This is a genomic window from Streptomyces sp. BK208, assembly GCF_004364245.1.
In the GTDB taxonomy this organism is placed as follows: domain Bacteria; phylum Actinomycetota; class Actinomycetes; order Streptomycetales; family Streptomycetaceae; genus Streptomyces.
The window spans coordinates 134,028-156,903 of record NZ_SOAV01000011.1 but is presented as its reverse complement, the minus strand read 5'-3'; the positions used below and the strand labels follow the sequence as shown (position 1 = coordinate 156,903).

Sequence of the window (22,876 nt, the reverse complement as noted above, 5' to 3'; positions counted from 1 at the left end):
GGTGTGCTCGACTACGACAAGGAAGCAGAGCGGTACGACGACTCCCGCGGCGGCGAGCCCCGGGCCGCGGCCGCCGCGGAGGCCGTCCTGAGCCTGGTGCCGCGGCAGACCCGCCGACTGCTCGACGTGGCCTGCGGCACCGGCATCGTCACCCGGCGGATCGCGGCCGCCCGCCAGGGCCTGCGCGTGACCGGCGTCGACCTCGCACCCGCCATGGCCCACCGCGCCGCCGCCCGGCTGCCCGGCGCCGTCGTCCTCGCGGACAGCCGCCGACTGCCCTTCGGGAGCGGGGAGTTCGACGCCGTCACCAGTGTGTGGCTGCTGCACCTCGCGGGCGGTGCCCGCAACGTGCGGGCGATCGTCGGCGAGTGCGCCCGGGTCCTGCGGCCCGGCGGGGTCTACGTGACCACGGTGGGCAAGGGCGCCTCGCACAACGTGGGAAGCGACATCGACGCCGTGCTCGCCGCCCGGCCGCCCGGTGTCGCCCACGACGCCGCCCACCTCGTCGAGGGGTACGCCCGCGAGCACGGTCTCACGCCGGTGGGACGGGCCCTGTTCACCGGGCACGGCCAGGGCCGCAGCCCGCGCCGCACCATCGCGGACCTGCGGCGCGGCTGGTTCGTCACACTGCCGCCGGGCGAGCCGCTCGCGGAGGAGTTCGCCGCGCGGCTGGCCGCCCTGCCGGACCAGGACAGGCCCCGGCCCGATCCCGTCTTCACGCTCACGGCGTTCGCCAAGTCGTAGGCACAGGGCGGCAACCCGGACGCCCCGGGCGGCGACTGAGAGGCGGAATCCATCCGTCCTCCAGGAGGTTCGTCCCGTGAGGCACCCCCGCACCCGCACCCGCTCCCGCACCGCCCGCCCACACCGCAGACACCCGCTCGCCGCGGCCGCCGCCCTGGCCGCCGCCGGGCTCCTCGGCGCCGGGCTGACGGCACTGTCGCCCCAGCCCGCCGAGGCCGCGACCGCACGCCAGGTCGAGGCCCTGGACCGGGGCGTCGTCAGCGTCCACACCGGCGACGGCAACCTGGTCGGCTGGCGCTGGCTGGGCACCGACCCGGACAACGTCGCGTTCAACGTCTACCGGGCCGGCACGAAGGTCAACTCCAGCCCGGTCACCGGCTCCACGACCTACTTCCACGCCGGCGCCCCCTCGCAGGCCGACTACACCGTCCGCGCGGTGGTGAACGGCACGGAGCAGGGCGACTCCGTGCACGCGATCCAGTTCCGCGCCGGCTACAAGGACGTACCGATCAGCCCGCCCTCCGGCGGCACCACCCCCGACGGCGTCTCCTACACCTACGAGGCCAACGACGCCTCCGTCGGCGACCTCGACGGCGACGGCGCCCTCGACATCGTGCTCAAGTGGCAGCCGACCAACGCCAAGGACAACTCGCAGTCCGGCTACACCGGCAACACGATCGTCGACGGCATACGGCTCGACGGCACCCGCCTGTGGCGCGTCGACCTGGGCCGCAACATCCGCTCCGGCGCGCACTACACCCAGTTCCAGGTGTACGACTACGACGGCGACGGCGAGGCCGAGGTCGCCATGAAGACCGCCGACGGCACCAAGGACGGCACCGGCGCGGTCATCGGCAGCTCCTCGGCCGACTACCGGAACTCCAGCGGCTACGTGCTGTCCGGGCCGGAGTACCTGACCATGTTCGAGGGCCGGACCGGCAGGGCCATGGGCACCGTCGACTACGTCCCCGCCCGCGGCACGGTCTCCTCCTGGGGCGACTCCTACGGCAACCGCGTCGACCGCTTCCTCGCGGGCACGGCGTACCTGGACGGCTCCCGGCCCTCGGTGATCATGGCGCGCGGCTACTACACGCGCACGGTGATCGCGGCCTGGGACTGGCGCGACGGCCGGTTCACCCGCCGCTGGACCTTCGACACCAACTCCTCCACCAACAGCGGCAAGGGCTACGACGGCCAGGGCAACCACCAGCTCTCCGTCGCGGACGTGGACGGCGACGGCAGGGACGAGATCGTCTACGGCGCGATGGCCGTCGACGACAACGGCAACGCCCTGTGGACCACCAGGAACGGCCACGGCGACGCCATGCACGTCGGCGACCTCGACCCGTCCCGCGCAGGCCTGGAGGAGTTCAAGGTCGACGAGGACGGCTCGAAGCCCTCGTCGTGGATGGCGGACGCGCGCACCGGGCAGATCCTGTGGTCCACCGGCGCGAGCGGCGACAACGGCCGCGGCGTCTGCGGCGACATCTGGTCGGGCAGCGCGGGCGCCGAGTGCTGGTCGTCCGCGGAGAGCGGCATCCGCAACCCCAAGGGCACGGTCGTCGGCAGCCGCAAGCCCTCCAGCACCAACTTCCTGGCCTGGTGGGACGGCGACACCGTCCGTGAACTCCTCGACGGCACCCACGTCGACAAGTACGGCACCTCCGGCGACACCCGCCAGCTCACCGGCTCCGGCGTCGCCTCGAACAACGGCACCAAGGCCACCCCGGTGCTGTCCGGCGACATCCTGGGCGACTGGCGCGAGGAAGTCGTCTGGCGCACGTCGGACAACACGGCCCTGCGCATCTACTCCACCCCCTACGACACGGACACCCGCGTCACGACCCTCCTCCACGACACCCAGTACCGCACGGCCCTCGCGTGGCAGAACACCGCCTACAACCAGCCCCCGCACCCGAGCTTCTTCCTCGGCAGCGGCATGCCGACGGCACCGCGGCCGTCGGTCTACACCCCCTGAACGGCTGCGGGGCGTGCACCCGGCCACCCGGTGTGCACGCCCCGCCCCTCGGACTCAGCCTGCCTCGCAGCTCCGGCCGCCCAGCGAGAACGCGACCGGTTTCCCGTTCGTCCCCGACCAGCTGCCCGTGAACCCGAAGCCCACCGACGCGCCGGGCGCCACGTCGGCGTTCCAGGCTACGTTCCTCGCCGTCACCGCGGGCCCGGACCGGGTGTGTTCGGCGTTCCACATCTGGGTGACCCCCTGGTCGCCGGGGAACGACCAGCCGAGGGACCAGCCGTGCCAGGCGGCGGTGCCGGTGTTGGTGAGCCGCACGTCCGCCTGGAAGCCGCCCGACCACTGGTTCGTGACCGTGTACGTCACCTTGCAGGCGCCGGTGGGCGCCGGGTCCGGGCCCGGGTCCGTGCCGCCGTCGCCCCCGCCGGTGTCAGAGGTGTCGCCGTAGACGACCCCCCGGCCGTTGGTGGCCACGTACACCCGGCCGTAGACCCGCGGGTCGCCGGTGATGGCGGCGCCCGTCCAGCCCCACTGGTGGGCGTCGTCGTTGACGCGGGTCCAGGTGGCGCCCCGGTCGGTGGAGCGGAAGATGCCGCGGACACCGCCGATCTTCGCGCTGGTGAAGAGGGTCTGGTAGGAGGCGCCGGGCGCCGCCTTGCCGAAGCCGATCGTGTCGGCCGCCTCCACGTTCGGGAGCCGGGTGAAGGTCGCGTCGCCGTCCGTCGAGTGCCACAGCCCGTACGGGCCGTCCGCCGCGCCGCCGGCCAGCCAGACGTCGCCCTCCCCGCCCGGCAGGGCCTTGAAGCGGACGCTGTCACCGGCGGACAGCCCGGTCGCCGCCGACGCGGCGAAGGTCGCGCCGCCGTCCTTGCTGACGTAGAACTTCCCGGACTTGAAGCCGTAGAAGGTCTTCGGGTCCACCCGGTCGGACTCGACGACCGCGCCGGCCGGGATGCCGCTCGACGCCTGCCACGAGGTGCCGAAGCCCGTCGTGTGGTGCACCCCGGCGCCCTCGGGGCTCCACACGAAGCGGCTGCCGTCGGCGCCCGCCGCGACCGTGCCGCCGCCGCTCACCCCCGACGGGTCGGTCCCGCCGAACCAGTTGGCTCCGTTGTCCGTGGAGAAGGCGACGTGCGGGCCCGAGTCGAGGTTGCCGGACCGCACGACGACGTCAGGCTTCGCCTCCGCGAAGTCCAGGCTGGTGGAGGTGGTGAAGTTCGGCGAGGTGAACATCATCGGCGGCACCTCGGTCAGGCTGGTGTGCCGGAAGCCGCCGACGTCACCCAGCGCGCTGAGCAGCGGCGCACCGGACGGCGGAGAGACCAGGTCGTTGACCGCCGTCTCCTCCAGGCCGCGCACCATCGGTGCGATGGCGAACGTGCCGCCGGAGTCCCACTCCGTGAGGTTCTCCGTCCCGTAGATCGTCGCCCCCGTGCCGTACATCATCCGGTCCGAGTCGAAGGGGTCGATCTCCAGCGCCTCCGTCATCCAGCCCAGCTTCGGCGTCTGCTCGGGCGGCGTCGGGTTCGCGCCCCAGGTGAGCCACGGTGCGGAGGAGACGTCCACCGTGTAGCGGTTCGCACGGTCCGGGTACGACGTGTAGCTCCACGCCTGCGTCCACGTGCCGCCGCTGTCCGTCGAGCGGAAGAGCTGCGTGTCCGGCCACCACGAGCTGTACGCGGTCGCCATCACCGTGCCCGGGTGCTGCCGGTCGACGGTCAGGCCGCTGAAACCGTAGGAGGTGTCCGCCTCGGCGACCGGGCTGATGTCCGTCCAGGTACCGGTCCGCGTCGCGTACCGGTACAGCCGGCCCTTGCCGCCGTCGTACGGGCCGCCCGTGTCGCTGTAGGCGAGGTACAGGTAGCCGTGCTCCGCGTCCAGCACGCCCTTGTGGGCCAGGTAGCCGGTGGGCTGCCCGGCGAGCCGCTCCCAGGTGGCGCCCGCGTCCGTCGAGCGGTAGACCGCGTTCTGCTTGTCGGCCACCCCGACGTACACCGTGCCCGTCGCCGAGCCCGCTGAGCCCGTCGACTCGTCGAAGGTGACCCAGGTGATGCCCTGGTTGTCGGAGGCGTAGCCGGAGGTGTCGCTCGGGTCCTGCGCGTAGTTCCCGGGGTTCGGGAAGGCCGTCACCTCGGACCAGGTGACACCCGCGTCGGTGGACCGCCACAGGCCGTGGCCGCTGGGCGCGCCCAGGTACAGCACGTCGTTGTCGTGCGGGTCGACCGCCAGGCGCTCGCCCATGCCGCGCCCCGGCATGTTGCCGCCCAGTTTGAACGGCAGGTCCGTCCGCTGCCACGTCGCACCCCGGTCGGCGGAGCGCAGCACCGCGCCGTTGCCCGGGTCCCAGTCGTTGGTGTACGTGCCGACGGCCGCGTACACCCGGTCGGGATCGACGGAGTCCGAGGCGAGGCCGATCACCCCGGTATGACCCCAGTCGTCCCAGCCCACGTGGTCGAGCAGCGGCGTCCAGGTCCGGGAGGACTCCTGCCAGCGGTAGGCGCCGCCGATGTCGGTACGGGCGTAGGCCAGGTCCTTCTCGGTGCGGTTGAAGACGATCCCGGGGACGAAGCCGCCGCCGTCGATGCGGGCGTTCTTCCAGGTGTAGCTGTCGGCGGTGACAGCCGCCCGCGGCGCTGGATCGGCGGCCAGCGCCGTGGGCGGGCTGCCCGCCAGCAGGCCGGCCGCGAGGGCCAGCAGCACGGTGAGGATCCGGGTTCTTCGCACGGTGGGGAACCGTCCTTCCGTCAGGAGCAGAACACATGCGAGGACCGGGCGGCCCCAGGCGTGGGCAGGGGCAGCCCGGTCAGGTGGTCCCGTCGTCCGGTGACGGGACCGTGCACGCGGAGCCGTCAGGTGCTCCGAGGGAGAAGCGGTCCCCGGCGCCCCGGCAAAGGGCGCTGGGAACTGCGCGGCCGGCCACACTCGGCCCGCAGCCGAACGACCGCCCCACCCGCGGAGCACCCAGCGGGGGCTATTCCAGTAGCTCCGCGTACGAACCCATGGCGAGGGCTATGTCCGCCTGGGCCCAGAACCGGTGGTACGTGAACGTGGGCGCGGCACCGCCCTCGAGGTAGCTCTCGATCTTCGACCAGGCCGGGTCGTCCTGGTAGAAGGAGCGGATCGAGGCGAAGGTCGACGACTTGTCGATCTTGTCGCCGTTCGGCATGGTGCCGCTCCAGCCGCTCGGGACGTAGACGCTGTCGTCGAAGCGGTTGTAGTCGGCGCGGGTCTCCGGGACGGCGATGCCGAGCGCGTCCTGGTTGTTCTCCCACATGCCGTCGAGCAGCGCCTTGGCGGTCGAGGCCGCCTCCGTGTCGCCCGACCGGTCGGCGTAGTACGTCAGGGTCTTGGCGTACGCCGCCGCCACACCGACGTCGTTGGTGTAGTCCGCGACCGTGACGTGCAGGTCGCCGTTGTCACCCGGGGACGAGGCGTTCCAGGTGTCCGGCTGACCGGACCACTGGAGCGTCGACGGGATCCGGAAGGTGCCGTCCGGGTTGACCGTCGTCTCCGACAGGGCCCAGTCGACCCACTTGTCCAGGACGGCCTTGGCGTCGGCGTCACCGCTCTGCTGGTAGTACTCGGCGACCCGCTCCATGGACCACGCCTGGAAGCCGAACCACTGGTTGGACGGCGGGTCGTGGTACACCGGCTTCTCGTCGTAGTACATGCCGTAGAAGGTCGGCGTACCGGCCGGCGGGGTCGCGTAGCGGCCCGCCCAGCTGTTGGTGGCGCCGCCCGCGATGGCACCCTCGTCGGACTGCAGCCAGCGGTAGAACTCCAGCTGCCGGTCGAGGGACTTCGCCCAGTCCGACTGGCCCGTCGCCGACTTCGGCTTCAGGTCGGGGTCGGTGCTCAGCGCGTACGCCGCCAGCGGGTTCTGGTAGCCGCCGTGGGTGTGGCTGGAGCCGATGCGCCAGGCCCAGCCCGCCGAGGTGTCGACCGCGCCGCCCCAGGCGTAGTACCAGGACAGCAGGTAGTGCGAGGAGTCCTTGCCGCTGCCGGCCGGGCAGCTCGTCGGGCCCACGCAGTTGCCGACCTTCTTGAAGTACTTGTCGAACATGGCGTAGCGCAGGTAGTCGCCCATCTTCGCGGCCTTGCCGAGGGTCGCGGAGATCTCGGCGCTCTTGCCCTGCTCCCCGGCCCAGATGTCCGCCCAGTAGGCGGCCTGCACGGCGCGCGCGTCGGCGTCCGGGGCGTTGGTGAACTTCCACTGCTTGGCGTAGGAGGCGTCACCGGTGAACAGGTCCAGGTAGCCGTTCTTCCCGCCGTACTTGAAGGCGTCGCAGGTCGGCTGCGGCACCGTCTCCCACACCGACTCCTGCACGCCGCGCTGGAAGGTGTTGATGTAGGAGGGCCCGGTGTCGGAGGGGCCCGCCTCGCACTTGCCGGGCGAGTTGCCGTAGCCGTACGTGTTGTCGACGTCCTGGAGCCAGTGCATGCCGTAGACGTCGTCCGTGCCGTACGCCGACTTCAGCTCACCGGCGATCGGGTCCGAGCCCACCGGCACGGTGCCGTCCAGCGGCGACGGGTACTCGTTCGGCGTGTCCAGCTCGGGCGCGTAGGTGGCCGGCTTCGAGGCGTTGTAGGACGAGTTGGTCGGCTGGTCGGCGTGGGTGGGGATCATGTAGGTTTCCATGATCTTCCAGGCGTTGTTGAACTTCGCCCAGTCGCCCGTCACCTTGCCGTACATCGCCTGGAGCCACAGCAGGTAGCTGTACGCCTCGGACGTGGTCTCGTGCCCGTGGTCCGGCGCCTCGACGATGAGCGTCTCGACGGAGTGGTACGGGATGCCCTCGGGCGAGAAGTAGCCGTTCGCCGGATCGGTGATCTTGCCGTACAGCTCCAGGAAGCGGGCGTCGTAGTCCTTCGCCGCCGCCAGCTCGGTCACGGTGACCGTGGCCTTGCCGTGTCCGGGGGCCGTCGACTCGAAGACCGCCGAGCCGCTGCCGGATGCGTCCGCCGAGACCGTCACCCGCTGGGCGGTGGCCCAGTTCGACGGGGTGAAGGTGAGGCTCGCCCCGCCGGTGACGGACAGGCCGGTGTTGCCGCTCGCCCGCGACGTCGTGACGGTCACGTTCGCCGTCGGCTGCTTCGACAGCTTGACCTCGTACGTACCCGACTCGCCCTGCTGGACGCCCAGTTGGCCGGGTGTGGCGACCACGGTCGGTCCCGAGGCGACCGTGATGCCGACCGGCGTGGAGTCCGCGGAGGCGCCCGTGCTGTCGTAGGCCTTCGCCACCAAAGAATGACTGCCCACGGTCAAGCCAGAGGCGGAGTACGCGTACGGCGAGCTGGTGTCGGTGCCCAGCAGGGTGGTGTCGTCGTAGAACTCCACCTTGCTGATCGTGGCCCCGTCGGCCGCGGCCGCCGTGGCCGCCAGCGGCACCGCCTCGCCCTGCGAGTACACGGCACCGGACTTGGGGCTGGTCAGCACGGTGATCGGCGGCTGGTGCGCGCCCGCGCAGGTGGTGCCGTTGACGGCGAAGTTCGTCGGCGCGGCGTTGCTGCCGCTGTACGTGAACTGGCCGCCGGTGGAGACGGCGGCCCCGGCGGCGATGCGTGCGTTGTACGGAGCGTTCTTCACGGTGACGTTCTGACCCGACTGGGACCAGGTGCCGTTCCAGCCGTTGGACAGCTTCTGGTTGCCCGCGTAGGAGTACGTCAGCGACCAGCCGTCGATGGCGTCGGAGCCCCGGTTGGTCAGCGTCAGCTCGGCGGTGAAGCCGGAGCCCCAGTCGTTGGTCTTGTAGTCCACGCTGCACTGAAGTGCAGCCGCCTGGGCGGGAGTTGAACCTGTGCCCAGCATCGTGAGGGGAAGTGCCAGGGCCGCCACCGTGGCGGTCCACCATCGCCGCACGGTGCGGCGTCTGGGTCTGTGTCCGAAGTGCATGGTGCTGGTTCCTCCTTGCGGCTCGGAGAGGGTGGTGAGGGAGGAGCAACAAGCCTTGAACCAGTGGGAGCGCTCCCATAGTGAGGAGGCTGCCTGGTGCGGTCAAGATGTGTGAACAGTCGAAAAGATTCGACAGATCCGGCGGGCAGAAAGTCGGTAACTCCTCTGTTCTTTGCCGTCACTTGGCGCTACCTTCGCTGCACCAGTGGGAGCGGTTCCACCAGTCGACGCGTCCGTCACGGCGCGCCCGAACTGCAAGGAGTCGCTCATGCGCCACCCCCCGCTCCACCCTCCGCGTTCAGGACTTTTAGCCGTTGCGGCAGGCGTCGTCGCAGCCACCGCCACGGCCCGTCCGACGCGTCGTCGGCCGGCTCGCCGGCCTGTACATCCCCCGGGTGAATCCACGGTGCCCGCGGGCCGTTCCTGACCACGATCACGACGGCACCCCCATGCCGATCGGCAGCGGGCCGCGCCCACGGACGCGCGGCCCCGGACGACAGCAGCACCCCCACGAAAGAAGGAACCCGCACTCATGACCCGTACCAGAACCGCGATGCTCGCTGCCCTGACACTGGTGGCCGGCGCCTCCGGCACGGCACTGGCCGCCCACTCCGCGAGCGCCGGAGCCGCGGCAGCCGCCTGTACCGTCGACTACAAGGTGCAGAACGACTGGGGAAGCGGATTCACCGCTGCCGTGACCGTCACCAACAACGGCGCCGCCACGTCCAACTGGTCGCTGAAGTGGTCGTACGCCGGCAGCCAGAAGATCACCAACAGCTGGAACGCCAAGGTCAGCCAGAGCGGTGCCGCAGTCACCGCGGCCAACGAGTCGTACAACGGCACCCTGTCCACGGGCGGATCGGCGAACTTCGGCTTCCAGGGCACCTACAGCGGCAGCAACGCGGTCCCGGCCACCTTCACCCTCAACGGCGTGACCTGCAACGTCGACGGCGGACCGACCGACCCGACCGACCCGACCGACCCGACGGACCCGACCGACCCCACGGGGCCGTCCGACCGGGTGGACAACCCCTATGCCGGCGCCAAGGGATACGTGAACCCGGAGTGGTCCGAGAAGGCGGCGGCCGAACCCGGCGGCAGCCGGATCGCCAACCAGCCCACCGGTGTCTGGCTGGACCGGATCGCGGCCATCGAGGGCGCGAACGGCGGCATGGGCCTGCGCGACCACCTCGACGAGGCGCTGAAGCAGAAGGGCTCCGGCGAGCTGTACGTCCAGCTGGTCATCTACAACCTGCCCGGACGTGACTGTTCGGCACTCGCCTCCAACGGTGAGCTGGGCCCGACGGAGATCGACCGGTACAAGACGGAGTACATCGACCCGATCGCCGAGATCCTCTCCGACTCCAAGTACGCCTCGCTGCGGATCGTCACCACGGTCGAGATCGACTCGCTGCCCAACCTGGTCACCAACGTCTCGGGCCGGCCGACCGCCGTGCCCAACTGCGACGTGATGAAGGCCAACGGCAACTACCAGAAGGGCGTCGGCTACGCCCTGAACAAGCTCGGTGACATCGACAACGTCTACAACTACATCGACGCCGGTCACCACGGCTGGCTCGGCTGGGACGACAACTTCGGCGCCTCGGCCGACATGTTCAAGACGGCCGCCACCACCGAGGGCGCGACCCTCGGCGACGTCCAGGGCTTCATCGTCAACACCGCCAACTACAGCGCGCTGAAGGAGGACAACTTCAAGATCACGGACAGTGTGAACGGCACGTCCGTGCGCCAGTCCAAGTGGGTCGACTGGAACCGCTACACCGACGAGCTCTCCTACGCCCAGGCGATGCGCGAGAAGCTGGTCTCGATCGGCTTCGACTCGAAGATCGGCATGCTCATCGACACCTCCCGCAACGGCTGGGGAGGCACCCAGCGGCCCACCGGCCCCGGCGCCACGACGAACGTCGACACCTACGTCAACGGAGGGAAGTACGACCGCCGCATCCACCTCGGCAACTGGTGCAACCAGTCCGGAGCGGGCCTCGGCGAACGGCCCAAGGCCAACCCCGAGCCCGGCATCGACGCCTACGTGTGGATGAAGCCGCCGGGTGAGTCGGACGGCGCGAGCAAGGAGATCCCGAACGACGAGGGCAAGGGATTCGACCGGATGTGCGACCCGACGTACACCGGCAACGCGCGCAACGGCAACAGCATGTCCGGTGCCCTCCCGGACGCCCCGCTCTCCGGGAAGTGGTTCTCCGCCCAGTTCCAGGAGCTGATGAAGAACGCCTACCCGCCCCTGTCGTGAGCGGGTTCCCGCGCACGCCGCGCGGGTGAGCCGCCGGGGCCCGGCCGAGCGCGCCGGGCCCCGGTGGCCGCGCGGACTTTTGCGGAAGCGGCAACAACGGTTGCGCCCCGTCGGTGGTCCGTCGCACCCTGGCGGCACCGCGAACGGGAGGCTGACCAGCATGGCGCACGACCACCATCACCACGACACGTCCGGCTCCGGCCACGAGCAGGGCCACGCCCGCGAGCAGGGCCACGCGCACCGGCACGGACACGCGCACGACCACGGCGACCTCGACTGGGCCGGGATGGCCCCGCACCTGGAGGCCCAGGCCGAGCTGTACACGCCGCTGTACCGGCAGGCCCTCAGCTGGCTGGCCCACGAGGTGGGCGACCCTGGCCTGGTCGTCGACGTCGGCAGCGGACCCGGAGTCGTCTCCTGCCTGTTCGCCGGCACCTTCCCCGGTGCCCGGGTCGTCGCCGCCGACGGCGCCGTACCGCTCCTGGAGCGGGCCCGGGCCCGCGCCGAGCGGCAGGGCTTCGCCGACCGCTTCGGCACCCTCGCCGGTGACCTGCCGGCCGCGCTGTCCGAGCTGGACCGTCCCGCCGACCTGATGTGGGCAGGCCAGAGCCTGCACCACCTTCCCGACCAGCGCGCGGCGCTCGCCGCCCTCGGCGGGCACCTGGTACCCGGCGGCACGCTGGCGGTCCTGGAGGGCGGACTGCCCGCCCGTTTCCTGCCCCGCGACCTCGGCTTCGGGCGCCCCGGCCTGGAGGCCAGGATCCGCGCCGCGGAGGAGGACGTGTTCGCCGAGATGCGCGCGGACCTGCCGGACTCCGTGGCCGAGGCCGAGGACTGGCCGGCGATGCTGACCGCCGCCGGGCTGAAGCACACCGGCACCCGCAGCTTCCTGCTCGACCTGCCCGCACCCCTGTCCGACGCGGCCCGCGACTACGTCACCACGTCGCTGTCCCGGGTGCGCGAGCGGATCGGCGACGGGCTCGACGCCGATGACCTCGCCGTCCTGGACCGGCTGCTCGACCCCGCCGACGAGGCGAGCGTGCACCGGCGTCGGGACGTGTTCGTGCTGGTCGCGCACACCGTGTACACGGCGGTGCGGCCGGCCTGACGCGGGGGGCTCGGCTTCCCGTGGGACAGCCCGACCGTCACGCGGAGGAGGGGCCCGGCCGCCGCGCGGCCGGGCCCCTCCTCACAGGTGGACCGCTCAGTTGACGTCCGCCGGGTCCGGGCCGATCCGTCGGTCCTCGTTCAGCGCGCTGATCGCCGCGAGGTCCTCGGTGTCCAGGGTGAAGCCGAACACGTCGATGTTCTCCTTGATCCGGGACGGCGTCACGGACTTCGGGATCACCACGTTCCCCAGCTGGAGGTGCCAGCGCAGCACGACCTGGGCCGGGGTGCGCCCGTGCTTCTGGGCGATCGCCACGATCGCCGGGATGTCCAGGATGCCCTTGCCGGAGCCGAGCGGGGACCACGCCTCGGTGGCGATGCCCTGCTTCGCGTGCACCTCGCGGGAGGTGTGCTGCTGGAGGTGGGGGTGCAGCTCGATCTGGTTGACGGCCGGGACCACCGACGTCTCGGCGGTCAGCCGCTCCAGGTGCTCCGGCAGGAAGTTGGAGACGCCGATGGCCCGGACCCGGCCGTCGGCGAGCAGCTTCTCGAACGCCTTGTAGGTGTCGACGTACTTGTCCCCGGCCGGCGCGGGCCAGTGGATCAGGTAGAGGTCGAGGTACTCCAGGCCGAGCTTCTCCATCGAGGTGTCGAAGGCGCGGAGGGTGGAGTCGTACCCCTGCTCGCTGTTCCAGAGCTTGGTGGTGACGAAGAGATCCTCACGGGCCAGATCCGAGGCGGCGATCGCCCTGCCGGTGCCCTCCTCGTTGCCGTAGATCGCCGCTGTGTCGATGCTGCGGTACCCGGCCTCCAGTGCCCGGGCGACGGCGGTCTGCGCCTCGTCGTCCGGCACCTGCCAGACGCCGAAGCCCAGCTGGGGCATCTCGACGCCGTTGTTCAGGGTGATCGGGGGGACCTTGCTGCTCACGAGCTCTTGATCCTTCGGTTGTGGTCAGGTGGTACTCACATCGTCAACGATCACGAGCCCCCGCGCATTCCTGACCGCGGAACTCACGCTCTGTACAGTGCCTCGACCTCGGTGCCGTAGGCGTTCTCGATGGCCTTGCGCTTCAGCTTCAGCGAGGGCGTCAGAAGTCCGTGCTCCTCGGTGAACGGCTGGGCCAGGATGCGGAAGGTGCGGATCGACTCGGCCTGCGACACCAGCGTGTTGGCCGCGACGACCGCCCGCCGCACCTCCGTCTCCAGGTCGCCGTCGTGCACCAGGTCGGCCGGGGGGAGCTGCGGCTTGTTGCGCATCGTCAGCCAGTGCTCGACCGCCTCCTGGTCGAGGGTGATCAGTGCGGCGACGTAGGGCCGGTCGTTGCCGACGACGATGCACTGGTTGACCAGCGGGTGGTCGCGCACCCGCTCCTCGAGCAGCCCGGGGGAGACGCTCTTGCCGCCGGAGGTCACCAGGATCTCCTTCTTGCGGCCCGTGATGGTGAGGTAGCCGTCCTCGTCCAGGGCGCCGAGGTCACCGGTGGCCAGCCAGCCGTCGTGCAGGGTCTCGTCGGTGGCCTTGGGGTTGTTCAGGTAGCCCTCGAAGACGTTGCCGCCGTTCAGCCAGATCTCGCCGTCGTCCGCGATGTGCACGGTGACGCCGGGCACGGGCTGCCCGACGGTGCCGTAGCGGGTGCGGTCGGGCGGGTTGGCGGTGGCGGCGGCCGTGGACTCGGTCAGGCCGTAGCCCTCGTAGATCTGCACGCCCGCGCCCGCGAAGAACAGCCCGAGCCGCCGGTCCATCGCCGAGCCGCCCGACATGGCGTTGCGCAGTCGCCCGCCCATGGCCGCCCGCACCTTGGCGTAGACGAGCTTGTCGAAGAGCTGGTGCTGCATCCGCAGTCCCGCCGAAGGGCCCGGCCCGGTGCCCCAGGCCTTCGCCTCCACCGCGTCCGCGTACTTCACGGCCACCTCGACGGCCTTCTCGAAGGGGCCGGCCTTCCCCTCCTTCTCGGCTTTGCGCCGGGCCGCGTTGAACACCTTCTCGAAGATGTACGGCACGGCCAGGATGAAGGTCGGTCTGAAGGCCGCCAGATCGGGCAGCAGGGCCGCGGCGTTGAGCTGCGGCTGGTGGCCGAAGCGGACCCTGCCGCGGATCGCCGCGACCTCCACCATCCGCCCGAAGACATGGGCGAGCGGCAGGAACAGCAGGGTCGCCGCCTCGTCGCCCCGCTTGGAGTGGAACACCGGCTCCCAGCGCTCGATGACGGTGTCCGCCTCGTACATGAAGTTGCCGTGGGTCAGGACGCAGCCCTTGGGGCGGCCGGTGGTGCCCGAGGTGTAGATGATGGTGGCGACCGACTCCGGCGTGACCGCCTTGCGGTGCCGGTGCACCACCTCGTCGTCGAGGTGCGCGCCCGCGTCGTACAGCTCCTGCACGGCGCCGGAGTCCAGCTGCCACAGGCCGCGCAGATGCGGCAGCCGGTCGATGACGGTGGCGATCGTCATCGCGTGGTCCTCGTGCTCCACGACCGCCGCGGTCACCTCGGCGTCGTACAGCATCCACATGCACTGCTCGGCCGAGGAGGTCGGGTAGACCGGCACCACCTGGGCACCGATCGTCCACAGGGCGAAGTCGAAGAGGGTCCACTCGTAGCGGGTGCGGGACATGATGGCGACCCGGTCGCCGAAGCGGATGCCCTGGGCCAGCAGTCCCTTGGCGAGGGCCAGCACCTCGTCGCGGAAGGCGCCGGCGGTGACGTCCCGCCACTGCCCCGCCTCGTCCTTGCGGCCGAGTGCGATGTGCCGCGGATCCTCCTCGGCATGCTCGAAGACGACGTCGGCCAGACCGCCCACCGGTGGTGGCAACGTCAACGGAGGACTGGTGAACTCGCGCAAACCCCGCTCCCCGCTTTGTGATGACGCCCCCCACAGCGCGGTGAAAGCTACCCCACCCGGCGCGGGGACGGGAGGGGTGCCTGTTTCGGACAAGGCTCATGTTCGCGCTGGTCAGCTGGAGAAAATGCGCTCACATGGGGAAGGGTCGGACAGTTTCCTGACGATCGAGTAAGTTTCGGTGCCGTAATCTCCACCGAATCTGTACGACCCGCTTACCCCCGGTACGGTGCCGCCGGAGCGGCCTCTTCCTCTTTCAGCGCGGGCGCCGCGGATTCCGTCACACCGGCCTCGCGGCCCCCGTGGCCGGACCGGACCAGGACGAGCACCAGCACCCCGCCGACCGCCGCGACGGCCCCCGCGGTCACCGCCGCCGCGTTCAGGCCCGAGGCGAAGGCGGCCCGCAGCGCGTGCTCGCCGAACACGCCCCGCAGGGCGCCCGCCGCACCGCCCGCCAGGCCGTGCGCCGCGTCCTGCGGCAGCGTGTCCGACATCCGCGAGGTCAGCACCGTGCCGAACACGGCGATGCCGAGCGCGTACCCGAGCTGCCGGAAGGTGTTGACCGCGCCCCCGGCCATGCCGGACCGCTCGGCCGGGACCGCCGCCAGCGCCGCCCCCGCGATACCGGGCGACACCAGCCCCGTCCCGACACCCACGAGGAGCAGCCCCGGCACCAGGGCGGACGCGCCGGAGCCCGCGTCCAGGAACGCCATGCAGAACTGCCCCGCGGCGATCAGCAGCAGCCCGCCGCCGACGGTCAGCCGCGCCGGCACCCCGTGCAGCAGCCGTCCGCCCACCGCGGCCACCGCGAACGACGCCAGCGACAGCCATACGAACACCAGCCCTCCCCGCACCGGGCTCATCCCCAGCAGCGTCTGCAGCCATATGGAGGTGTACGCCATCACACCGAACGCCGCCGCGTTGAAGGCCAGCCCGCCCAGCATCACGCCCGAGAAGGCGGGCCGCAGGAACAGCCGCGGATCGAGCAGCGGATCGGCGACCCGGCGCTCCACCGCGACGAACGCGCCCAGCGACAGCACCGCGAGCGCGAACGAGGCGAGGGTGCCGCCCTCCGTCCAGCCGTGCGACCCGGCCCGCACCGCCCCGTACGTCAGAGCCCCGGCGAACGCCGCGAACGTGACCGTGCCGGCCCAGTCCACGCGGCGCCCGGCCGCCCCGCGGGACTCCGGCACCACGCGCAGCGTCAGCCAGACCGCCACGACGCTCACCGGCAGGTTCACCCAGAAGATCCAGCGCCAGCCCGGACCGTCGGTGAGCAGTCCGCCCAGCACCGGGCCCACGGCCGCCGCCGCCCCGCTGACCGCGCCCCACACGCCGAGCGCCATCGACCTGCGGCGCCCCTGGTAGACCGAGCCGAGCAGCGGCAGCGTGGTGGCGAACATCGCCGCCGCGCCCACCCCCTGCAACCCGCGCGCGGCGACCAGCATCCCCGGTCCACCGGCCAGGCCGCACAGCAGCGACGCCACCGCGAACAGCACTACGCCCGCCACGTGCACCCGGCGCCGTCCCAGGACGTCGGCCGCGGCCCCCAGACCCAGCAGCAGCGCGGCCAGCGCCAGCGCGTAACCGTCCATCACCCACTGCAGATCGCTCAGCGACGCGTGCAGCCCGCGAGCCATGTCCGGCAGTGCGACCACGGCGATGGTCACGTCCAGCAGCAGCATGAACGTCCCCAGGCACACCGCGGTGAGCGGCCCCCATGTACGCATGTCCGTCTTCTCCCTGTGTTCCACGAGCCGTGTTCCGCGCACCGTGTCCGACGCGCGTCCGTGCCTCCGTACGATGGACCGGAACCGGCAGATCGACCCCGTCCACGGCGCTCGAGTGACGGAACCCGATGGGAGAGGCCCCGTTGCGGATGGAATCCGACACGGTCGACGAACTCGACCTGAGCCTGCTGAACGCGCTGGAGGTCAACGGCCGCGCCTCCTTCAGCCGTATCGGGGCGGTGCTCGGCGTCTCCGACCAGACCGTCGCCCGCCGCTACCGCAGGCTCCGCGCCGAGGGCGGGCTGCGGGTGGTCGCGGTCCGGGACCCCGCGGCGCTCGGTCAGGACCACTGGACGCTGCGGCTGCGCTGCGTCCCCGACAGCGCGGCCGCCATCGCGGACGCCCTCGCCAAGCGGCCCGACACCAACTGGATCGGGCTGGCCGCGGGCGGCACGGAGATCATCTTCGGCACCCGGCCGCGCAGCCCGGGCGACCGGGACGACCTGCTCCTCGGCAAGCTGCCGCGCACCCCGCACGTCCTGGAGATCCACGCCCACCAGGTCCTGCACCGCTTCTACGGCGGGCCCAGCGGCTGGCTGCGCAAGTTCGGCGTCCTCGACGACGACCAGGTCGCGGCGCTGCGGCCGGAGACCGGACCGAGCCGCCCGGGACCGGCCCGCATCGACCCCGAGGACGAGCCGCTGCTCGACGTCCTGGAACGCGACGGGCGGGCCGGCTACCCCGAGCTCCAGCGCGCCACCGGCCGCTCCGAGTCAGCGGTCAAACGCCGTCTGGCCGCGCTGCTGGGCTCCGGAGCCGTGTACATCGACGTGGAGTACCACTCGGAGATCCTCGGATATCCGACCGCCGCGGTGCTGTGGCTCACCACCAGCCCCGCCGCGCTGCACCGGGTCGGCGAGGCCCTGGCCGGACACGACGAGATCGCCCACGCCGCCGCCACGGCCGGACCGTCCAACATCGTCGCCACCGCGGCCGTCCGCAGCACCGCAGCCCTCTACGCCTACCTCAGCGGTCCGCTCGGCCGCCTGGAGGGCGTCCATCACGTGGAGGCCTCGCCCTTCCTGCGCCGGGTCAAACAGCTCACCTACGCCACGCCCGCGCGCTGAGGACGGTGCAGCCGGTCGCCGCCCGCCAGGATCGCCGCCGCCAGGGCGTCCGCGGCGCCCTGGGCCGAGGGGCGGCGCCGGCCGTGCACCAGCACGAAGTCCACGCCGCCCAGCTCGGGCAGTCCCGCCCGGTCCGGCACCCGCACCAGACCGGGCGGGACCAGGCCGCGCGAGTGCGCCATCACACCCAGGCCCGCGCGGGCGGCGGCGATCAGGCCGTTGAGGCTGCCGCTGGTGCAGGCGATGCGCCACGCGCGGCCCTCCCGCTGCAGGGCGTCCAGGGCGAGCGCGCGGGTGATGCCCGGCGGCGGATAGACGATGAGCGGCACCGGCCGGTCCGGGTCCAGGCGCAGCCGCTCCGCGCCGATCCACACCAGCCGGTCGCTCCACACCGGCTCACCGCGCGGGTCCTGCGGCCGCCGCTTGGCGAGCACCAGGTCCAGCTTCCCCGCGGCCAGCCGCTCGTGCAGCGTCCCCGACAGCTCCACCGTCAGCTCCAGGTCGACCTCGGGGTGGTCGTGCCGGAATGCCTCCAGGATCTCCGGCAGCCGGGTCAGCACGAAGTCCTCGGACGCCCCGAACCGCAGCCGCCCCCGCAGCCGGGTGCCCGTGAAGAAGGCCGTCGCCTGCTCGTGCACGTCCAGGATCCGGCGCGCGAACCCGAGCATCGCCTCCCCGTCCTCCGTCAGCTCCACGGAGTGCGTGTCGCGGCTGAAGAGCTGCCGTCCGGTGGCGTCCTCCAGGCGCCGCACGTGCTGGCTCACCGTCGACTGACGCAGCCCGAGCCGCCGGGCGGCCTGCGTGAAGCTCAGCGTCTGGGCCACCGAAAGGAACGTACGCAGGTGGGAGGGGTCGTACATGCCGCCAGCCTAGCGGCGGTCATCGGTGAACGTGATGACAGTCAGAGCGGTGTACCGGATTCCCGATCGCCGGACGGGAGGGCACGATGGAGCGGGGACCCGTGATCCCTTCGGACGAGTCGGAAGAGTCGGACGAGTCGTAGCAAGCAGCGAGCAAGTGGAGCACCGTGAAACGCCTGCGCCGGCCGGGTCGGATGCCGATCGATCCGTACATCCTCCTGCTGCTCGGCACGGTGGGCCTCGCGGCGCTGCTCCCGGCCCGCGGCACGGGCGCGGACGTCGCCTCCGGCGCCTCGACCGCCGCGATCGCGTTCCTCTTCTTCCTCTACGGTGCCCGGCTCTCCACCCGTGAGGCGATGGACGGCGTACGGCACTGGCGTCTCCACGTCACCGTGCTGGCCTGCACCTTCGTGGTCTTCCCGCTGCTCGGCCTGGCGTCCCGCGGTCTGGTCCCGGTGTTCCTCACCGATCCCCTCCACCAGGGCCTGCTCTTCCTCACCCTGGTCCCGTCGACCATCCAGTCCTCGATCGCCTTCACCTCCATCGCCCGCGGCAACGTGCCCGCCGCCATCTGCGCGGGGTCCTTCTCCTCCCTGGTCGGCATCGTGGTCACCCCGCTGCTGGCCGCCGCCCTGCTGGGGAGCGGCGGAGGCGGGTTCTCCGCCGACTCGGTGGTGGAGATCGTGCTGCAACTGCTGGTGCCGTTCGTGGCCGGGCAGTCGCTGCGCCGGTGGATCGGGGGCTTCGTCGCCCGGCACAAGAAGGTGCTCGGGCTCGTCGACCGCGGCTCGATCCTGCTGGTCGTCTACACGGCGTTCAGCGAGGGCATGGTCCGGGGCATCTGGCACCAGGTGAGCCCCGTGCGGCTGGCCGGGCTGCTGGTCGTGGAGGCGGTGCTGCTGGCCGTGATGCTCGTCCTGACCTGGTACGGGGCGAAGGGACTGGGCTTCGGGCGCCAGGACCGGATCGCGATCCAGTTCGCCGGGTCCAAGAAGTCGCTGGCCGCCGGACTGCCCATGGCGAGCGTGCTGTTCGGCGCCCAGGCCTCGCTGGCGGTGCTGCCGCTGATGCTCTTCCACCAGATGCAGCTGATGGTGTGCGCGGTGATCGCCAAGCGGCGCTCGCGCGACCCGGAGGCGGTCGCGTCCGAGGCGCCGGACGCCCCGGAACACACGGCGGCCGGCACCGGAGGCCGACCCGGCCGGGCGTGAGCGCGCGGATGCGGACGCGGTGGGGCTCAGCGGCCCGTGCCTCGTTCCGCCTCCGTCCCGTCCACGCGGTCCAGGGGCAGGTGCAGCACGGTGCTCCCGGTGGCGGAGGGCGGGGCTCCGGCGGCGATCTCCCCGTCGGTCAGCGCCCGGTTCCACACGCGCACGTCGTCGACGGCGCCGGTGAGACGGGCCCGGCCGTCCATCCGCTCGCCGACGTGCACCCCGAAGGGCGAGTTCCGGCTCACCGAACCCGGCACGTCCGCCGCGTCGGCCACCGCCGCACCGTCGACGAACAGCGTGAGCCGGCCCGAGCCCCGGCGCAGCGCCAGGTGGTGCCACTGCCCGTCGTTCAGGGCCCGGTCGGTGCGCACCCACGCCGAGCGCGGTCCCGCCCCGCCCTCCCGCGCGGTGATCAGCCCCTGCACCCGCCCGTTGCCGGGCTCGGCGCGCAGCCACACCTGGGGCTGCGTGGTGCCGACGCCGCCCATCCACAGCAGCGGCTGCTCCCCGTCGGCCGCCGAGTACCGCAGCCACAGCGCCGCCGTGAAGTCCCCGTCCCCGAGCGGCAACCGCGCGTCGTAGGGCAGCCGTACGGCGTCGTCGGCGCCGTCGAACGCGAGCGCGCCGCCCACCGCGCCGTCCGTCGTACCCGCGCCGCCGAGCACGGTCGCGGGCGCGGCACCGGCGGCGAGGTCAGGGGTGGTGGGGTCGGCGGCCCGGCGCGGTGCGAGCCGGTCCTCGGTGAAGCGGGCGAAGCGGATCTCGTCGCGGGCGTCGGACGTCCCGCCCTCGTACAGCAGGCCCACGGTGTGGCCGTCGACGGCCACCAGGTCCGAGTAGCCCGCCCAGTCCCGGGTGACGACCGTGCCGCGGTCCACGCTGTCCCAGGTCGCGCCGCCGTCCCAGGAGGAGCGGACCGCCATCGTCCGGCGGCGGTCCGGATCGGCGGGCGCGGACAGCAGGACGCGGTCGCCCAGGCGCAGCAGCGCGCCCTGCACCTGCGGGGCGTACAGGTCGGGCAGGGCGCGGAAGGGTGCCGTGAAGCCGTCGCCGCCGTCGTGGCTGAGGGCCTGGGTGCGGTGGCCCAGGTCGGTGCCGTTCTCCTCGCGGCCGCTGACCAGGAGCACGCCGTCGGCGCGTTCGGTGAGGGTCAGCTCGGAGGGCTTCTGCCGGAAGGTGCCGTCTGCGGCGACGGGCCACGTGTCGGTGGCGCCGGTCTTCCAGTGCTCGCCGCCGTCGTCGCTGACCACGAGGGCCGCGTGGTTGGCCGTGACGCGGGTGCCGTCCCAGGTCTCGGCGTTGACGCCGACGACGAGCCGCCCGGGGTGGGCGCCGCCGGTGAGCTGGACGCCGTGCGCGGGGCCGGTGGCGTACCAGGAGTTCCAGTCGGGCGGCCGGATCCCGGGGCTCAGGTCGCGGGAGGCGGACCAGGTGCGGCCGTCGTCGTCGCTGTGCCGCAGGTGCGGTGTGCGGGCGCAGGGCACCGCGCAGTTCGAGGCGTCCGTGCGGCCCGCGTTGTACGTCGACAGCAGGAGGACGCGGCCGGTCGTGCGGTCCACGACCGGGCTCGGATTGCCGTGGGTGTCGCCGCCGCCGTCGTCGACGACCTGGAGCGGGCCCCAGGTGCGTCCGCCGTCGGTGGAGCGCTTGAGGACGATGTCGATGTCACCGGCGTCGGCGCAGTCGAGGACGCGGCCCTCGGCGAAGGCGAGCAGCGTGCCGCCCGTCGTGCGCACGATCGCCGGGATGCGGAAGCACGCGTAACCGCCCGGATCCCGGGCCGCGTCGAAGAGCACCTGCTGCTCGAACGCGGGGGCGCGGTCGAGATCACCGGACAGCGCGTGCGCGGGGAGAGGGGACAGGGCCGGCCCGCACGACAGGAGGGCCAGGGCCGGCAGGAGGAGGCGGGGAGACGGGAACGGCATGGCGCGGTCAGTCCTTCGGGCGGCCGACGGGGGGAGGGGCCGTTCCGGACATCAGTACTAGAGGCACCCGGTGTCCGCCGGGACCGCGCCGGTCCCGCGTGTCGGGGCCGGGGCCGGGGCCGGGACGAGATCGGTGGGGGGCTGGGCCGCAGAGGCCGAGCACGACCCACCCGGGGGCGGCGCGCGACACGACGGCCTCGTGGCGGATCCGGTCCGGCGGATCGCCGGTGCGGAGCCGGACGGCTGACGCGGTCGAGGCGGGGCCCCCGGGGCGCAGGGGGCGCTCCCCGCCGGCAGGGGCCCCGCCGCCGTGTCGCGGGGAGGCGGGTCAGCCCTGCGCGGCCGTGGCCCGCAGGGCGACGCGGTCCTCACCCGCGTACACGTTCATGGTGCTGCCGCGCAGGAAGCCCACCAGCGTCAGCCCCGTCTCGGCCGCGAGGTCCACCGCGAGCGAGGACGGCGCCGACACGGCCGCCAGCACCGGGATGCCCGCCATCACCGCCTTCTGGGCCAGCTCGAAGGAGGCCCGGCCCGACACCAGCAGCACGGAGCGGGACAGAGGCAGACCGCCGTTCTGCAGGGCGCGGCCGACCAGCTTGTCGACCGCGTTGTGCCGGCCCACGTCCTCCCGCACGTCCACCAGCTCGCCGTCCTCGGTGAACAGGGCCGCCGCGTGCAGTCCGCCGGTCCGGTCGAAGACCCGCTGCGAGGCGCGCAGCCGGTCGGGCAGCCCGGCCAGCAGCTCGGGGGTGACGCTGACCCGGGGCGTGTCGGCGACGGGCCAGCGGGTCGTCGTACGCACCGCGTCCAGGCTCGCCTTGCCGCACAGGCCGCAGGACGAGGTGGTGTAGACGTTCCGCTCCAGGGTGATGTCGGGGACGCGCACCCCGGGGGCGGTCCGTACGTCGACCACGTTGTACGTGTTGGACCCGTCGGCCGTCGCCCCCGCGCAGTACACGATGTTCTGGAGGTCAGCCTGCTCGGCGAGCACGCCCTCGCTGACCAGGAAACCGGCGGCGAGTGCGAAGTCGTCGCCGGGTGTGCGCATGGTGATGGCGAGCGGCTTGCCGTTCAGCCGGATCTCCAGCGGTTCCTCGGCGACGAGCGTGTCCGGCCGGGTGGAGACCGCGCCGTCCCGCACGCGGATCACCTTGCGTCGTTCCGTGACTCGTCCCATGTTCGTGTCCCTTGCGCCGGTCG

14 protein-coding genes are annotated in these 22,876 nt (G+C 72.3%); 6 read left to right on the top strand and 8 right to left on the bottom strand.

What is annotated here, in order from left to right:
• Positions 1-3 precede the first annotated feature (3 nt).
• Positions 4-744, top strand: a complete 741-nt coding sequence (locus EV562_RS25740) for a class I SAM-dependent methyltransferase (protein WP_133889237.1) — start codon at positions 4-6, stop codon at positions 742-744.
• A 76-nt stretch (positions 745-820) separates the two neighbouring features.
• Positions 821-2,722, top strand: a complete 1,902-nt coding sequence (locus EV562_RS25735) for a rhamnogalacturonan lyase (RefSeq protein ID WP_133889236.1) — start codon at positions 821-823, stop codon at positions 2,720-2,722.
• A gap of 54 nt (positions 2,723-2,776) precedes the next feature.
• Here EV562_RS25735 and EV562_RS25730 read toward each other — a convergent pair whose 3' ends face one another.
• Complete coding sequence (locus EV562_RS25730; RefSeq protein ID WP_133889235.1) at positions 2,777-5,443, bottom strand: cellulose binding domain-containing protein; 2,667 nt, start codon at positions 5,441-5,443, stop codon at positions 2,777-2,779.
• 247 nt (positions 5,444-5,690) lie between these two features.
• Positions 5,691-8,612 (bottom strand): glycoside hydrolase family 48 protein, encoded by a 2,922-nt coding sequence (locus tag EV562_RS25725; RefSeq protein ID WP_133889234.1) that lies wholly within the window; start codon positions 8,610-8,612, stop codon positions 5,691-5,693.
• Between the two features lie 532 nt (positions 8,613-9,144).
• Between EV562_RS25725 and EV562_RS25715 the strand changes: the two genes are divergently transcribed.
• The gene (locus EV562_RS25715) at positions 9,145-10,881 is read left to right on the top strand and encodes a glycoside hydrolase family 6 protein (RefSeq protein ID WP_133889233.1); all 1,737 of its coding nucleotides are present in this window, start codon (positions 9,145-9,147) and stop codon (positions 10,879-10,881) included.
• A 160-nt stretch (positions 10,882-11,041) separates the two neighbouring features.
• On the top strand, positions 11,042-11,989 hold the full coding sequence (locus EV562_RS25710; protein ID WP_133889232.1) for a class I SAM-dependent methyltransferase: 948 nt from the start codon (positions 11,042-11,044) through the stop codon (positions 11,987-11,989).
• A gap of 96 nt (positions 11,990-12,085) precedes the next feature.
• On the opposite strand, the gene EV562_RS25705 is transcribed toward EV562_RS25710, so the two are convergent.
• The 3 genes from EV562_RS25705 to EV562_RS25695 form a co-directional block, all read right to left on the bottom strand.
• Positions 12,086-12,916 (bottom strand): aldo/keto reductase, encoded by an 831-nt coding sequence (locus EV562_RS25705; protein ID WP_133889231.1) that lies wholly within the window; start codon positions 12,914-12,916, stop codon positions 12,086-12,088.
• 83 nt (positions 12,917-12,999) lie between these two features.
• Positions 13,000-14,826 carry an AMP-dependent synthetase/ligase gene (locus EV562_RS25700; RefSeq protein WP_133889230.1) on the bottom strand — a complete coding sequence of 609 codons (1,827 nt, stop codon included), beginning with the start codon at positions 14,824-14,826 and terminating at the stop codon, positions 13,000-13,002.
• Between the two features lie 212 nt (positions 14,827-15,038).
• Positions 15,039-16,553, bottom strand: a complete 1,515-nt coding sequence (locus EV562_RS25695; RefSeq protein ID WP_133889229.1) for an MFS transporter — start codon at positions 16,551-16,553, stop codon at positions 15,039-15,041.
• A gap of 149 nt (positions 16,554-16,702) precedes the next feature.
• On the opposite strand from EV562_RS25695, the gene EV562_RS25690 reads away from it, so the two are divergent.
• Positions 16,703-17,680, top strand: coding sequence for an Lrp/AsnC family transcriptional regulator (locus tag EV562_RS25690; RefSeq protein ID WP_243860173.1), 978 nt, complete (start codon positions 16,703-16,705; stop codon positions 17,678-17,680).
• Here EV562_RS25690 and EV562_RS25685 read toward each other — a convergent pair.
• Positions 17,659-18,540 (bottom strand): LysR substrate-binding domain-containing protein, encoded by an 882-nt coding sequence (locus tag EV562_RS25685; protein ID WP_133889227.1) that lies wholly within the window; start codon positions 18,538-18,540, stop codon positions 17,659-17,661. The two genes, EV562_RS25690 and EV562_RS25685, sit on opposite strands and share 22 nt — an antisense overlap.
• Before the next feature lie 194 nt (positions 18,541-18,734).
• Here EV562_RS25685 and EV562_RS25680 point away from each other — a divergent pair, with 194 nt between their 5' ends.
• Positions 18,735-19,751: a bile acid:sodium symporter family protein gene (locus EV562_RS25680; RefSeq protein WP_166661995.1), complete on the top strand. Its 1,017-nt coding sequence runs from the start codon at positions 18,735-18,737 to the stop codon at positions 19,749-19,751.
• A 26-nt stretch (positions 19,752-19,777) separates the two neighbouring features.
• Here the strand turns inward: EV562_RS25680 and EV562_RS25675 are convergent, their stop codons facing one another.
• A complete protein-coding gene (locus tag EV562_RS25675; protein WP_133889225.1) occupies positions 19,778-21,676 on the bottom strand; it encodes an exo-alpha-sialidase in 1,899 nt (632 codons plus the stop codon).
• Between the two features lie 328 nt (positions 21,677-22,004).
• Positions 22,005-22,853 carry a formate dehydrogenase accessory sulfurtransferase FdhD gene (gene fdhD, locus EV562_RS25670; protein WP_133889224.1) on the bottom strand — a complete coding sequence of 283 codons (849 nt, stop codon included), beginning with the start codon at positions 22,851-22,853 and terminating at the stop codon, positions 22,005-22,007.
• Positions 22,854-22,876: the final 23 nt, after the last annotated feature.

What these genes read in the sequence shown, in the direction of transcription:
- EV562_RS25725 (WP_133889234.1), bottom strand. Translation starts at nt 8,612, where the DNA reads ATGCACTTCGGACACAGACCCAGACGCCGCACCGTGCGGCGATGGTGG.
- EV562_RS25680 (WP_166661995.1), top strand. Translation starts at nt 18,735, where the DNA reads ATGCCGATCGATCCGTACATCCTCCTGCTGCTCGGCACGGTGGGCCTC.
- fdhD (WP_133889224.1), bottom strand. Translation starts at nt 22,853, where the DNA reads ATGGGACGAGTCACGGAACGACGCAAGGTGATCCGCGTGCGGGACGGC.
- EV562_RS25715 (WP_133889233.1), top strand. Translation starts at nt 9,145, where the DNA reads ATGACCCGTACCAGAACCGCGATGCTCGCTGCCCTGACACTGGTGGCC.
- EV562_RS25710 (WP_133889232.1), top strand. Translation starts at nt 11,042, where the DNA reads ATGGCGCACGACCACCATCACCACGACACGTCCGGCTCCGGCCACGAG.
- EV562_RS25675 (WP_133889225.1), bottom strand. Translation starts at nt 21,676, where the DNA reads ATGCCGTTCCCGTCTCCCCGCCTCCTCCTGCCGGCCCTGGCCCTCCTG.
- EV562_RS25695 (WP_133889229.1), bottom strand. Translation starts at nt 16,553, where the DNA reads ATGCGTACATGGGGGCCGCTCACCGCGGTGTGCCTGGGGACGTTCATG.
- EV562_RS25690 (WP_243860173.1), top strand. Translation starts at nt 16,703, where the DNA reads ATGGAATCCGACACGGTCGACGAACTCGACCTGAGCCTGCTGAACGCG.
- EV562_RS25685 (WP_133889227.1), bottom strand. Translation starts at nt 18,540, where the DNA reads ATGTACGACCCCTCCCACCTGCGTACGTTCCTTTCGGTGGCCCAGACG.